This window comes from Arthrobacter sp. Marseille-P9274 (genome assembly GCF_946892675.1).
In the GTDB taxonomy this organism is placed as follows: domain Bacteria; phylum Actinomycetota; class Actinomycetes; order Actinomycetales; family Micrococcaceae; genus Crystallibacter.
Genome location: NZ_CAMPOV010000003.1, coordinates 565,438 through 579,481, shown reverse-complemented (window position 1 = coordinate 579,481; position 14,044 = coordinate 565,438). Strand labels below are relative to the sequence as shown.

The window sequence follows — 14,044 nt, the reverse complement described above, 5'->3', positions numbered from 1 at the left end:
ACCTTGGTAAAAACCTTGAAATGGGGGAGGGCCGGCACCCCCTCGTTGGGGATGCCGGCCCTCGCCGCCGGTTCAGTAGGTACTATGCCGTGAGCTGGCGCTTGGACGAGATCACTCCGGTGTCGAATCCGGCCAGGTGCAGTCCGCCGTGGAAGCGGGCGTGCTCGATCTTGACGCAGCGGTCCATCACCACGTTGAGCCCGGCCGCCTCGGCCTTGGCGGCGACATCTTCGTGCCAGGAGCCGAGCTGCAGCCAGATGGTCTTGGCTCCCACGGCGAGGGTCTCCTCCAGCACGCCGGGCAGGTCGTCGTGCTTGCGGAAGACATCCACCAGATCGGGTACCTCAGGCAGGTCGGCCAGCGACTTGTACACCGGCTGGCCGAGGATCTCCTTGGCCACCGGGTTCACGAAGTAGACCTTGTACTTGCTCGACGAGAGCAGGTAGGTGGCCACGAAGTAGCTCGCCCGGCTGGGCTTGTCCGACGCGCCCACGATCGCGATGGACGTGGTGTTGCGCAGGATGTTCAGGCGCTCCGGGGCGGACGGCCCGACCCAGGTGCGCGCGGGTGCGGAAACGCTCACTTTGCAGCTCCTTCTTCGGCTTCGACGAGTTCCTCGACGGACTCGACCACGCGGGTCCCGGGTTCCGTGCGGGCGGCGCGGGCCGCCGGGACGGTGCAGGACTCGCCGGCGTAGGTCGGCGAGGCGAACTCGGAGGTGTCGAAGGCGTCGTCCTCGTGGTCGCGGCTGGGGCCGTGCTCGGCGCCGGCCCGCTGGGACTCGGCCAGGGCCTGGTCCAGGTCCCATAGGATGTCCTCGACGTCCTCGAGGCCGACCGAGATGCGGATCAGGTCCTCGGGCACGCCGGCGGCGACCATTTGGTCGGCGGTCAGCTGCTGGTGGGTCGTGGAACCCGGGTGCAGGACCAGGGTGCGGGCGTCCCCGATGTTGGCCAGGTGGGAGGCCAGCTGCAGCGATTCGATGAACTTCTGGCCGGCCACGCGGCCGCCCTTCACGCCGAAGGAGAAGACGGAGCCGACGCCCTGCGGCAGGTACTTCCGCCCGCGCTCGTGGTGCGGGTGCGAGGGGAGCCCGGCGTAATTGACCCAGGACACTCGCTCGTCCGCCTCGAGCCACTCGGCCACCCGGCGGGCATTGGCCAGGTGCTCGTCCATCCGCTGCGGCAGCGTCTCCACGCCCTGCAGCAGCTGGAAGGCCGACTGCGCGGAGAGCGATGGGCCGATGTCGCGCAGCTGCTCCGAGCGCAGCTTCGTCAGGAAGCCGTACTCGCCGAAGTTGCCCCACCAGGAGACGTTGCCGTAGCTCGGCACCGGCTCGGTCATCTGCGGGAAATTGCCGTTGCCCCAGTTGAACCGGCCGGATTCGACGACGACGCCGCCGAGGGTGGTGCCGTGGCCGCCGAGGAACTTGGTGGCGGAGTGGATGACGATGTCGGCGCCGTGCTCGATCGGGCGGATCAGGTACGGCGTGCTCAAGGTGGCGTCCACGACCAGCGGAATACCGGCGTCGTGTGCTACCTTGGCCAGGCCCTCAAGGTCCGCGATGTCGCCGGACGGGTTCGCCACGATCTCCGTGTAGACGGCCTTGGTGTTCTCGCCGATGGCCGCGGCGAAGTCCGCCGGGTCCGTGCTGTCGATGAACGTGGTCTCGACGCCGAAGCGGCGCAGGGTCACGTCCAGCTGGGTGATGGTGCCGCCGTATAGCTTCGAGGAGGCGACGATGTGGTCCCCGGCGCCGGCCAGCGCGGCGAAGGTGATGAACTCCGCGGCCATGCCCGACGACGTGGCGACCGCGCCGATCCCGCCCTCGAGCGAGGCGATCCGCTCCTCGAACGCGGCGACCGTGGGGTTGCCGATACGGGAGTAGATGTTGCCGTACTTTTGCAGCGCAAAGAGGTTGGCGGCGTCGTCCGTGTCCTTGAAGACGAAGGACGTGGACTGGTAGATGGGCACCGCCCGGGCGCCGTGCTCGGCGTCGGGGGTTCCGCCGGCGTGCAGGGCCCGGGTGCGGAAGCCGAATGTGCGTTCAGCCATTTAGAGGGCAGCTCCTTCGAAGTTGGTGGCGGGCAGCAGCGCCGTGTTGAGCTCGGTGCCGTTGGCGCGTGCGAGATCCGCCTCGAGTTCGCGGACGATCGGCAGTACGTCGCGGCCGAACGCCTCGACTTCCTCCTGGAAGTGCAGGTAGGCGGTCAGCATGAGGTTCACGCCGATCTTCTTGAACTCAACAATACGTTCGGCGATCTGCTCGGGTGTACCAATGAGTCCGGTCTTGAAGCCGTCGTTGTACTGGATGAGGTCCTCGAACGTAGAATCCGCCCACATGCCCTTGCCGTCCCGGGTGGACTGGCCGGCTTCCTTGACCGCGGCGGCAAAACCTTCGACGGCGGGGCGGTGCGCCTTCTCGACGATCTCGCGGAGGGTGTCCCTGGCTTCCGCCTCGGTGCCGCGGGCGATGACGAAGCCGTTGAGGCCGAATTTCGGGGTGCGGTTGACGGTGGCAGCGGCGGCGCGGACTCCGGCGATGTTGTCCTTGAAGCCCTCGAGGTCCTTGCCGTTGGAGAAGTACCAGTCCGCGGTGCGGCCGGCGGCGGCCTGGGCGGCGGTGGAATTGCCGCCGAAGAAGATCTCCGGATGGGCGCGGCCCGGGACGTCCACCGGAGCCGGGTTCAGAGTGAAGTCCTTGATGTTGTAGTACTTGCCGGACTGGCTGTAGTTCTGCTGGGTCCACAGGCCGCGGAGCACGTTGATGAACTCTTCGGTACGGACGTAGCGCTCGTCATGCTCGAGCCATTCGAGGCCGAAGTTGACGAACTCGTCTTTCAGCCACCCGGACACGATGTTCACTGCGGCGCGGCCGCCGGAGATGTGGTCCGCGGTGATGATGAACTTGGCGAGGACGCCGGGGTGCCACATGCCCGGGTGGACGGCGGAGATGACGTTGAGCCGCTCGGTGGCGCCGAGCAGGGCGAGCGAGAAGCTGGTGGCCTCATGCTGCTTGTCCGCGCCGTAGCTGGCGGCGTAGCGGGTCTGGGTCAGGGCGTACTCGAAGCCGGAGTTCTCCGCGATGCGGGCGAGCTTCTTGTTGTAGTCGAAGTCCCAGCTGGTGCGCTGCTCGATCGTGGAGACGACGAGGCCGCCGGAGACGTTGGGAACCCAGTAGGCGAACTTCAGCGGGGTTTCGAGGTTGGCCACGGTGGTGTTGACGGTCGTGCTCATGGCGAATTCCTTGATGGTCGGCGCTTAAAGCGCGTGAACGGGAATCCCGGGTAATGACGGTCCATCAGGCGCCTGCCGAACGGCCGACGCCATCCGGATCAAAGATTGCTTGCGCTCTCTCCATCGCTTCTGGCGGTAGCACCTTTCCGGGACGGGGAGGTCCGGAGGGTTGCTGCGGCGTCAAAGAGCCAGATCTCTCAGCCGCTCGGGATGGTCCTTGCTATTCTGCCAGCCTGTCCGGCGCGGCTCCAAGAATGTTGAGCCGCATTGCGTCCCGCCGGGAATTCCCCGAACGCCGCCGCCGTCCCCGCTGGTTTTCCACAGCTGCCGGGCGGCCGTGGCCGTCGTGGCCTCCCGCCGTCGGCCCGCGTCTTTCCCCGCAGCCTCGGAAGGGCCACCCGGCCTGGAGGGCCGCCCAAAGGAACGCGGTGCGGCGAACCTCCCTCGGTTAAGCATTCGTTTCCATCTTTAGACTTCAAGCAACGCTCTGACCTGCACGTTTAGTGGAGACGGTCGGGAAGCGAGGGAGGTTGGCGGATGCACGATGCGTGCGTTGTCCACAGCACTGCCGCCGACGGTGGATTCAGCCGAGCGCTTCCGGCAGGCTCCTGCCATGGAAGACCACCAACGTCTAGCGGCAGACGTCGTCCGGCTGGGGGGCACCGCCCGTTACGCAGACCTTATGCGGGCGGGCCACAGCCGTTCAAGGATCCAAGCTGCTGTCCGAGCGGGGGCAGTCCAGCTAGTGCGTCGGGGGCTGGCGGGCGTCCCCGACGGGGAACCGGAAATCCGGACGGCATTGAAGGTCAACGGTCTGATCACCTGCATCTCAGCGGCAAAGGAGTTGCGGCTTTGGACCATCAAGGATCCGGAGTGCCTCCATCTCTGGTCAGACCATGGGGGCCTGCCGAAATCGGTCACTACACACCGCAGCGCCTTGGTCGGAGATCGCCTGCCGGGTGCCTATGTGCCAGTCATCGACGCTGTGCTGCACACCCTACGATGCCGTCCTCCGTTGGAGGCGCTTGTCCTTGCCGAGTCTGCTGTCCGCCGCGGGGCTGTTGGCCAGGCGGAACTCGTACGTCATTTGCCTGGTCCACGAAACGGGGCACGCCGAGCCGTCGTGCAACGAATAGGGAAGGATGCGGACTCCCCACTGGAGGTCATAGCGCGCGAGCTGTTCCGGGCAGCCGGCCTGCGCGTGGAGACACAGGTCGAGATCCGCGGCCTTGGCCGAGTGGATCTGCTCATCGAAGGGCGGCTCATTGTGGAGCTTGACGGCATGGACTTCCACTGGACGCGGGACGCATTCCGCAAAGACCGACGGCGGAACAACGAAGGGGTCCTTAGCGGACTGCCGACCCTCCGGTACGTCTATGAGGACGTGGTGTTTCGCCCACAAGCTGTTCTGGCGCAGGTCATGTCGGTGCTCCGCCGCGGAGCCTGAGCACGAGAGGCACAAACTTCCCTCGATTTGGCGTTCGTTTCCTGCTTTAGGCTTCAAGCATTGAGCTGACCTGCGCTTTTGCGGCGGACCGATGGGAAGCGAGGGAAGTTCGAGGCAGGCAGTGAGGGGTGTCGGGACGGCGGGGAGGGCGGGGAGGTGCCGGGGTCTCGGGTCCGGGCGGGGAGGTGCCGGGCGCGGGCCGGGTCCGGGCGGGCGGGCGGCCCGGACCCGGCGGCCTAGCGGGTGCAGATCTGCTTGATGTCCGCGATGCAGGGCTCGTTCTGCAGGCTGGTGGTGTCGCCCAGGGCGGTGCCCTCAAACAGCTGGGTAAGCAGCCGGCGCATGATCTTGCCGCTGCGGGTCTTCGGCACGTCGGGGACGAACACGACGTCGCGGGGCTTGGCGATCGGCCCGATCTGGGTCGAAACGTGGGCCCGCAGCGCCGCGATCGCCGCCGCCTGTTCCGGCGTCGGGTCCGCGGCGACCGAGGCGGCGATCAGCGACTTGTCGAGCGGCACCACGAAGGCGGTGGCGGCGTGGCCGGTCTTCGCGTCGTAGGTCGGGCACACGCCGGCCTCCACCACGGCGGGGTGGGAGACCAGGGCGGACTCGATCTCGATGGTGGATAGCCGGTGCCCGGAGATGTTGATGACGTCGTCCGTGCGGCCGAGGATCCAAGTGTCGCCGTCCTCATCGAAGCGCGCGCCGTCGCCCGCGAGGAACCAGCCCTGGGCGGCGTACTTCTCCCAGTAGCTGGTGAAGTAGCGCTCCGGGTTGCCCCACACGGTCCGGGCCATCGAGGGGCCGGTCCTGGTGACCACGATGTTGCCCTGCACGTTGGCACCCACCCGGACGCCGCCGTCGTCGACAATGTCCGTGGCCACGCCCGGCAGCGCGCGGGTGGCGCAGCCGGCCTTGAACGAGGCATCCGTCTGGCGCGGCGAAAGGATGGTGGCGCCGGTTTCGGACTGCCACCAGGTGTCCACCATGGGAACGCCCGACGACGGCTGGCCGGGTACCAGCGAATCGCGCCCGACCTGCGTGCGCAGCCAGCGCCACGCCTCAGGGTTCACGGCCTCGCCCACCGTGCCGCAGAGGCGGACGGAGCTGAGGTCGTACTCGGCCGGGATGCCCTCGGGGAACCAGCCCATAAGCGAGCGGACCAGCGTGGGCGCCGTGTAGTAGCTGGTGACGCCGTAGCGCTGGATGATCTCGAAGTGGCGGCCGGGGTGCGGCGCGTTGGGCACACCCTCGTAGATGACCTGCGTGACGCCGTTGGAGAGCGGCCCGTAGATCTCGTAGGTGTGCGCGGTGACCCAGGCCAGGTCGGCCGTGCACCAGTGGACGTCGGCGTCGCGCTGCGCCGGGTCCGGGTTGGAGAAGAGGTACTCGTGGCTGAACGAGGCTTGCGTCAGGTAGCCGCCGGTGGTGTGGACCAGGCCCTTCGGCTGGCCGGTGGTGCCCGAGGTGTACATGATGAACAGCGGCGTCTCGGCGTCGAAGGCCTCGGCCTCGTGGACGCGCGGCTGGGTGTCGACGACGTCGTGCCACCACACGTCGCGGCCCTCGGTCCAGGCGATGTCGCTGCCCGTGCGGCGCAGCACCAGGACGTGCTCGATCGCGTTCTCGCCGGAGACCGCGGCGTCCGCGTTGTCCTTCACCGGCACGGCGGTCCCGCGGCGGAACTGGCCGTCCGTGGTGACCAGCAGCTTGGCGCCCGTGTCCTCGACGCGGAAGCGCAGCGCCTCCGCCGAGAACCCGCCGAAGACCAGCGAGTGCACCGCGCCGATCCGGGCGCAGGCCAGCGTGATGACCACGGTTTCCACCAGCACCGGCAGGTAGACGACCACGCGGTCGCCCTTGCCGATGCCCAGGCCCTGCAGCGCGTTCGCGGCCTGGGAGACCAGCTCCTGCAGCTCGCGGTAGGTCACCGTGCGGCGGTCGCCCGGCTCGCCCTCGAAGTGCAGCGCCACCTTGTCGCCCCGGCCGGCCGCCACGTGCCGGTCCGCGCAGTTGACCGCGGCGTTGAGCTTGCCGCCCTCGAACCAGCGCAGCTCCGGACCCCGGCGCGCCTCGACATCCACCGGGGTGGCCGAGTGGGCGGTGTGCCACGGCTCGGCCCATTCCAGGCGCCGCGCGGCGTCCTCCCAGAACGCGATCCGCTCTTCTTCGGTCTGCGGCTCCGGCCAGGCGATGACCGAGGTTTCTTCAGTGATGCTTATGCCCATCGTTTTACTGCCCATTTCTCCGCGACGCCCAGGAGGGCGTCAGTAATCTTGCCGATGACTGCCAGCAGCACGATTGCCAGCAGCAGCCGGTCCGTCCGGCCGTTGTTCTGTGAATCCGTCAGCAGGAAGCCCAGCCCCATCGACGACGCGATGAGTTCCGCGGCCACCAGGAACAGCCAGGCCTGCGCCAGCGCCAGCCGAAGTCCGGAAAAGACGGAAGGAACGACGGCGGGGAGCTGGACCGTGGTCAGCAGCTTCAGTCCCTTGAGTCCGAAGGCCCTGCCGGCCTCCACCAGGTTGCGGTCCACATGGCGCAGGGCCAGCGACACGGTGGTGAAGACGGGGAAGAACGCGCCGATCATGATCAGCGTGACCTTCGAGTCCTCGCCGATCTTCATCCAGAGGATCAGCAGCGGGACCCAGGCCAGCGACGGCACGGCCCGCAGGGCGCCGATGGTCGGCGCCAGCAGCACGTCCGCCACGCGGGACAGGCCCACCAGGGCGCCGAACGCCAGGCCAAGCCCGGCCCCGAGGCCGAAACCGATGAGCACGCGCTGCGTCGAGATCGCCACGTGCTTGCCCAGTTCGCCGCGCTGGATCAGGTCCACGGCCGCCTCGAACACCATGGCCGGCGGCGGCAGCTGCACTACACTGAAAAGTCCTGCCGACGTGCTCCACTGCCAGGCGCCGATCAGCGCCGCGGGCAGGAGCAGTCCAAGCAGCAGGCGCGCCCAGCCCTTTTCCAGCACCCCGGCCGGGGACCATCCGTTTGCCGGGGTGCGGCCGCCCTGATCAGGGGCGGGAGGCTGGGCGGCGCCTGCGGTGGTTACCGCGATACCAGCAGCCTCGAGGCCTTCCTTGCTGGTGGCGGTAACACTGTTGCCGGTGGAAGCCGGATTCCCGAGATGCGTCATCAGGATTCCTTGATCGCGGCCGGATCGGCCGCCTTCACCAGCGAGTCATTGAGGAGGGAACCGAGCGCGTCGTCGATCTGCTTCTGGTTGGCCACGTCGCCGGTCTCCACGAAGGCCGGACCGATCTTCTCCAGTACCGCCCGCTGCGTCTCGCCCGGCACCGGATCCACGTCCAGGTTGCTGCGCTCGGTGATCACCGTCGTCGCAACCTCAAGGTCCAGCCCGGCCACGTCGGCGAGGATCTGTGCGGTCTCCTCGGGGTTCTCGGCCGCCCACGCGCGGGCCTTCTCGTAGGCGTTCACGACGGTCTGCGCGACCTCCGGATCCTCCTTGAGGAAGCTCTCGGTCGCGTTCAGGAAGCCGTAGGTGTTGAAGTCCAGGTTCCGGTAGAACAGCTCGGCCCCATCCTGCTCCGCGCCGGCCATGATCGGATCCAGCCCGGACCAGGCGTCAACGGAGCCGTTGTTCAGGGCGGTGAGGCCGTCCGCGTGCTGCAGGTTCTGCACGGTCACGTCGTCCTGCGACAGCCCGGCCTCCTCCAGCGACTGCAGCAGGAAGAAGTAGGGGTCGGTGCCCTTGGTCGCGGCCACGGACTTGCCCTTCAGGTCCTCCACCGAGTCGATGCCCGAGTCCGGCAGCGTGACCAGGGCGGCCCATTCCGGCTGCGAGTACAGGCTGATGGCCTGGATCGGCGAGCCGTTGGCGCGGGCCAGCAGCGCCGCGGAGCCGGCGGTGGAGCCGACGTCGATGGCGCCGGAGCGCAGCGCCTCGTTGGCCTTGTTGGAGCCGGCCGACTGCACCCAGTTCACCTCGACGCCCTGGTCGGCGAGGCTGGACTCCAGCCAGCCCTTTTCCTTGATGACCAGGCTCAGCGGGTTGTAGGTGGCGAAGTCGATGTTCAGCACGCCGTCGCTGGCGGCGGCCGAGCCCCCGGCGCTGGCCTCGGAGTCCTCGCCTGCGACGCAGCCGGTCAGGGCTAGGGAGGCGGAGGCGGCAACGGCGGCCGCACCGAGCAGGGAACGGCGGGTGAATCGGCGGGAGATCGGCATGTCAGGTCCTTCGGATCAGGCGCAGCGCAGGAGAGGGCGCTGCAGGTTCAGCAAGAGTTTCAAGAGGTTCGGTTGTGCTCTGGGTCCGCCGGTGAGGGCCCGGGCGGGGGCTAATGGCCCTCGACGCCTAGGCTTTCCAGCAGGGAGCTGCGCATTCGCGCCAGCTCGGCGGAGCCGCGGTCGCGCGGGCGTTCGCCGGGTACGACGACGGTGCGCACGATCGTGGCGCCGTCGCCTTCGCGTCCGGTTTCCTTGCCGAGGACGACGATCCGGTCTGCCAGCTGGAGCGCCTCGTCGACATCATGCGTCACCAGCAGGACCGTGGTCGGTTCGGCGGCGTGGATATCGAGCAGCAGGTCCTGCATCTTGATCCGCGTCAGGGCGTCCAGCGCGCCGAACGGCTCATCCAGCAGCAGCACGCCGGGGTTGCGGGCCAGCGCCCGGGCCAGCGAGGCGCGCTGGGCCATGCCGCCGGAGACCTCCCGCGGCCGGTGCTTGGCGAACTTGTCCAGGCCCACCAGCTCCAGCAGCCGCCCGACCTTGGCCCTGCCGTCCTTGGCGCTCGCGGACTTCGGCAGGCCGATGGCCACGTTGGCCTGCAGTGTGTGCCAGGGGAGCAGCCTCGGCTCCTGGAACGCAAAGGCGCAGCGCGGATCGATGCCTCGGACCGGCGTCGTACCTATGTTGACGGTGCCGGCACTCGGGGCGTCCAGACCCGCGGTGGCGCGCAGCAGGGTGGACTTGCCGCAGCCGCTCGGGCCGAGGATGGCCAGGACCTCGCCGCGCTCCACCTCGAAATCGATGTCGCGCAGGACGGTGTGCGCCGATCCACCGGTGCCGAAGGTGCGGCGCAGCCTGCGGAAGGAGACCGGCAGGGCGGAGGACAGGTCGGGGCGGCGTGCCTGCGAGGATGCGGCGGCCGAGGGGCGGGCAGAAGATGCCAAAGCAGTCATGGGATCACTCCATCGATCCTGGCAGTAGCACCCTACGGATCACGCCTTCGGTGCAGATGCACCGGCCCGCGGCGGTGAACCTCGATATCGTCGGCGTTCACGGCAGAACTCCGGCGACCAGGGTTGCTGCGGCGTCGTAGAGCCAGGTCTCTCAGCCGCTCGGGATGGTCAAGGCCTATTGAACCGCCACCGGGCGGCTTCCGGCAAACCCGCACCTCATCCGCCGTAACAAAGGCCGCTCGGCCGGCCGCCGGCTGGCCCGCCGGATGAGGCGCTGCCGGTTCAGCCCCAGAGCCGGCGGGTGGCGATCCGCGCGCCTTCACCGAGCGCTTCGAGCTTGGCGACGGCGATCTGCGGGTGCACCCGCCCGCCCAGCCCGCAGTCGGTCGACGCGATGACGGACTCGCGCCCCACCAGCCTGGCGAAGCGCTCGATCCGGTCCGCCACCAGCTCCGGATGCTCCACCACGTTCGTCGCATGCGAGACCACGCCCGGAATGATCGACTTGCCCTCGGGCAGCTTGGTGTCTTCCCAGACCCGCCACTCATGCTCGTGCCGGACGTTGGCCGCCTCGAAGGAGTAGGCGCCGGCGTTGATCTGCAGGACGGAGCCGATGATGTCCGCGAACGGGATGTCCGTGGTGTGCGGGCCGTGCCAGGAGCCCCAGCACACGTGCAGCCGGATCTGCTCCGCCGGCAGGTCCCGCAGCGCCCAGTTGGTGGCCTCGACCCGGCACTGGATGAACTTCAGGTAGTCCTCCAGTGCCGGCTCCGGGTTGATCTGGTCCCAGCTCTCGGCGAGCGAGGGGTCGTCGAGCTGGACGGTCAGGCCGGCGTCGATGATCGCCTTGTACTCCTCGCGCATCGCGTCGGCGCAGGCGTAGACCAGCTCCTCGTCCGTCTTGTAATAGTCGTTCGCGATCCGCGCGCACGAGCCGGGGGAGAGCGCCGCCACGAACCCCTCTTCAAGCCCTGCCGCGGCCAGCCCCTTCTTCAGGTTCTCCACGTCCGAGGCCACGAGATCCTGTCCGGTGTACGTTAGCGGCCCCGCGATCTTTGGCTGCTTGACGGACTTCCGGTGCGCCAGGATCCCGGCGGACGGGTCGGTGTAGGCGTCGTTGAACTTCACCCGGTCGCGCCGGTCCGTGAACGTGGTCAGCACGATGTTGCCGGGCGACGAGCGGTGGACCTGGGTGTCCGCCCAGCGGTCCACGTCGGTGGCCTCGAGGCCGCCGAGCCGGGCGAACGAGTAGTTCCACCAGGCCCCGTAATCGACGGACGAGGACATCGTGTGCCCGTACTCGCCGTCGTTAGGGATATCGATCCCGAGGTTCTTCTGGCGTTCGACGACGTCGGCCACCGAGTCGGCGAGCAGGCGGCGGAATTCCTCGGTGATGCCGCCGGCTTCCTTCGCCTCGTTGGCCGCGATCAGTTCCGGCGTTCTGGGCAGGGAACCGGCATGGGTGACGCGGATGTGGTCGGTGTTCAGGGACATAGCTGAGCTGCCTTTCCATCGGTCCTGGCAGTAGCACCGTTCCGTGGCAGGGCCTGTGAGGCGCTCATCGGGTCGGTTGCTGCGGCTTCATCGATCCAGGTCTCTCGGCCGCTCGGGATGGGATGCCCTTACTCAACGGCATGGCGGCCCGTCCTGGCAAATCCATGAACGACGGCGGCAGGGCGGCTTCCCGCCGCGCGCGCGGCGGCCGCGGGGTTGGCGCGGGCCCTGTCCGGCGGCCCGGCCCGGCGATAGGCTGACCGTATGGGCCACGTCAACGATCCGGAAGTCATCAAGCGGCTGCTCACCACGCCCGCCCGGTGGGCCGTCGTCGGCCTTTCCAACAACCCGCGCCGGGTGGCACTGGGCGTCTCCCGGTACATGCTGGACCAGCGCGGCATGGACATCATCCCCGTCAACCTCAAGGGCGAAGACGTGCACGGGCGGCAGGGGTACCGGAAGCTCGCCGACATCCCCGGCGGCATCGACGTGGTCAACTGCTTCGTCAACTCCCAGAAGGTCGGTCCCGTCGTGGACCAAGCCATCGAAGCCGGCGCCAAGGCCGTCTGGCTGCAGCTCGGCGTCATCGACGAGGCCGCCGCGGAACGCGCCAAAGCCGCCGGCCTCGACGTCGTCATGGACACCTGTCCCATAATCGAAGCCCCGGCCCTCGGGCTCTAGCGGCTTGCGGCTGCGGTTCGCTGCCATCCGCAGGCACGCGGGCGGCACGCAAGAAGATTTCCCTTCATGACGAGTTGTGACGCAGGCTATTTTCAGTGTGACCCGTGGCCCCTCACACTGGTTGCGTAACCATCCCGAGCAGCTGAGAGACCTGGCTCTATGACGCTGCAGCAACCCTGGTCACGCCGGATCACCCTGGATCCGCGTCGATAACAAGGGACATGTTCGAGGGCCGCGCACCGCGCGGTAGGACATGCTCCGTAGGGTGCTCCTGCCAGGACCGATGGAGTTAGCCGCATCTTCCCGTTGGTCCCTGCCTCGCTGCCGCGCGGTCAGGTCCTTGGGCAATGGCGTTCCTCGGTACTGACCGAGAGGAGCCTTCATGGCCACCAAAGACAAGAACGAGCCGCGCTCGCCCCGCCGCTTCCGCCGGGCCCGGGCTGCCGCCCTACTGACCGCCTCTGCCCTGTTGCTGACTGCATGCGGCGGCAACTCCGGCGGCGGCGCGGAGCCTGCCGCCAACAGCAGCGAGCCGGTCCAGGGCGGGACCTTGGTCTTCGCCGAAGTCACCCCCATCAATAACTTCCAGACGCAGTCGGCGCGCTTCTACGAGAAAGCCAACGTGCTCAACAGCGTGCTCGACAGGCTGACGTATTTCGACGCCGAATCGGGCAAGCTCGTGCCTTGGATCGCCTCCAAGTTCAGCGGCAACGCGGACAACACGGAGTTCACCTTCGACATCCGCCCGGACGTGACTTTCAGCGACGGCACTCCGCTGGACGCCGAGGCCGTCAAGGCCAACCTTGACGTACTAGGCAAGGGGCTGGAGAAGGCCCAGATCCAGCCGAACGTGGACTTTTCCGCCTACGAGTCCACGGAAGTCGTGGATGAAGACACCGTGAAGGTGGAGCTGAAGAGCGCGGACGCGAACTTCCTGCGCGCGACCTCATCCGTAGCCGCGGGACTGGTCTCGCCCAAGACCTTGGAACTGGACAACGCCGGCCAATCGGACATCGCCAAGATTTCCGGCTCCGGCCCGTTCGTCTTCGAGTCGGAGAAGCCTGACGAGGAGATCGTGCTGGCCAAGCGCGCCGACTATGCCTGGGCGCCGGAGACCGCAAAGAACCAGGGTGCTGCCTATCTGGACAAGGTCGTGGTGAAGTACCTGCCCGAGGTTGCGCACCGCGCGGGCGCAGTGCAGAGCGGGCAGGTGGACCTGGTCCGCGGCCTGCAACCTGCGGATGAGGCTGCCGTGACGGCCGGCGGCAACCAGGTGCTGCCTGCCAGAGGCATTGACCTGACCGCGAACATGGCGGCCGTGCGCATCGGCAGCGGCAAGCTGGCCGATGAGAAGGTCCGGCAGGCGCTGCAGGTCGGCATCGACCGGCAGGCGCTGAAGGACACGGTCCTGTCGGACAGCTACGAGATCGCCGGCTCCATCCTCAACCACCGGGCCCCGGGGTTCGTGGACCTCTCGGCGGATCTGGCCTATGACCCCGAGAAGGCCAAGTCGCTTCTGGATGAGGCCGGGTGGGTTGCCGGTTCCGACGGGATCCGCGAAAAGGACGGCAAGAAGCTGGAGGTCACGGTCACGTCCTCGAACAACTCCGTCGTGATCAAGCCGGCCTTCGAGTTGATCGAACAGCAGTGGCGCGAGATCGGCGTCAAGCTCGTCAACCGGGCTGCCGACAACACCTTCCTGGCCACCGCGCTGCAGGATCCCAAGGTGGAGTTCTTCGGTACCCGCCAGTTCGCCTACGGCGGCCTCGGCCCGGTCTTCGGCCCCGAGACCAATACCCAGACGCTGAACGCGGACAAGGACCTCAACGAGCTGTTCGCCGCCGAGCGCGCCGCCGCCGACGAGGCTGAGCATGGGGAACTCGTCGCCGAGGAACAGCGCGCCCTGGTCCTGGACAAGGCCCTGGCCCTGGTTCTCTGGGACGAAGTCCAGGTGTACGGCGCCCACTCCGGCACGCAGGTCGAGTTCACCTCCGGTACCGCGCCCGTCTTCCAGGGCGCTTGGAAGACCGCGGGATAACGA

Annotated in this window: 11 protein-coding genes and 2 riboswitches; of the genes, 2 read left to right on the top strand and 9 right to left on the bottom strand. The window is 68.0% G+C overall.

The genetic code is table 11. From position 1 onward, the window contains the following. Positions 1-82 precede the first annotated feature (82 nt). From OC550_RS19925 to OC550_RS19885, 9 genes are all read right to left on the bottom strand, one after another. Positions 83-583, bottom strand: a complete 501-nt coding sequence (locus tag OC550_RS19925; RefSeq protein WP_262107672.1) for a CoA-binding protein — start codon at positions 581-583, stop codon at positions 83-85. Beyond that, entirely contained in the window at positions 580-2,055 is a 1,476-nt protein-coding gene (locus OC550_RS19920; protein ID WP_262107671.1) for an O-acetylhomoserine aminocarboxypropyltransferase/cysteine synthase family protein, read from the bottom strand. Before OC550_RS19920 ends, OC550_RS19925 begins: the two co-directional genes overlap by 4 nt. Further along, complete coding sequence (gene sfnG, locus OC550_RS19915; protein ID WP_262107670.1) at positions 2,056-3,237, bottom strand: dimethylsulfone monooxygenase SfnG; 1,182 nt, start codon at positions 3,235-3,237, stop codon at positions 2,056-2,058. A gap of 117 nt (positions 3,238-3,354) precedes the next feature. Further along, positions 3,355-3,454, bottom strand: a riboswitch (SAM riboswitch). Between the two features lie 780 nt (positions 3,455-4,234). Further along, the gene (locus OC550_RS19910) at positions 4,235-4,531 is read right to left on the bottom strand and encodes a hypothetical protein (RefSeq protein WP_262107669.1); all 297 of its coding nucleotides are present in this window, start codon (positions 4,529-4,531) and stop codon (positions 4,235-4,237) included. Between the two features lie 389 nt (positions 4,532-4,920). After that, positions 4,921-6,912 (bottom strand): acetate--CoA ligase, encoded by a 1,992-nt coding sequence (gene acs / locus OC550_RS19905; RefSeq protein ID WP_262107782.1) that lies wholly within the window; start codon positions 6,910-6,912, stop codon positions 4,921-4,923. Then, a complete protein-coding gene (locus OC550_RS19900; protein ID WP_262107668.1) occupies positions 6,903-7,826 on the bottom strand; it encodes an ABC transporter permease in 924 nt (307 codons plus the stop codon). Before OC550_RS19900 ends, acs begins: the two co-directional genes overlap by 10 nt. Further along, positions 7,826-8,875, bottom strand: coding sequence for an aliphatic sulfonate ABC transporter substrate-binding protein (locus OC550_RS19895; RefSeq protein WP_262107667.1), 1,050 nt, complete (start codon positions 8,873-8,875; stop codon positions 7,826-7,828). The genes OC550_RS19900 and OC550_RS19895 overlap by 1 nt, the downstream gene beginning before the upstream one ends. 110 nt (positions 8,876-8,985) lie before the next feature. Next, a complete protein-coding gene (locus tag OC550_RS19890; protein WP_262107666.1) occupies positions 8,986-9,828 on the bottom strand; it encodes an ABC transporter ATP-binding protein in 843 nt (280 codons plus the stop codon). Between the two features lie 282 nt (positions 9,829-10,110). Then, positions 10,111-11,322, bottom strand: coding sequence for a cobalamin-independent methionine synthase II family protein (locus tag OC550_RS19885; protein ID WP_262107665.1), 1,212 nt, complete (start codon positions 11,320-11,322; stop codon positions 10,111-10,113). A 12-nt stretch (positions 11,323-11,334) separates the two neighbouring features. Beyond that, a riboswitch (SAM riboswitch) is annotated at positions 11,335-11,446 on the bottom strand. Positions 11,447-11,586: 140 nt separating this feature from the next. Here OC550_RS19885 and OC550_RS19880 point away from each other — a divergent pair. Continuing rightward, on the top strand, positions 11,587-12,003 hold the full coding sequence (locus OC550_RS19880; protein WP_262107664.1) for a CoA-binding protein: 417 nt from the start codon (positions 11,587-11,589) through the stop codon (positions 12,001-12,003). Between the two features lie 382 nt (positions 12,004-12,385). After that, entirely contained in the window at positions 12,386-14,041 is a 1,656-nt protein-coding gene (locus OC550_RS19875) for an ABC transporter substrate-binding protein (RefSeq protein ID WP_262107663.1), read from the top strand. Positions 14,042-14,044 lie beyond the last annotated feature (3 nt).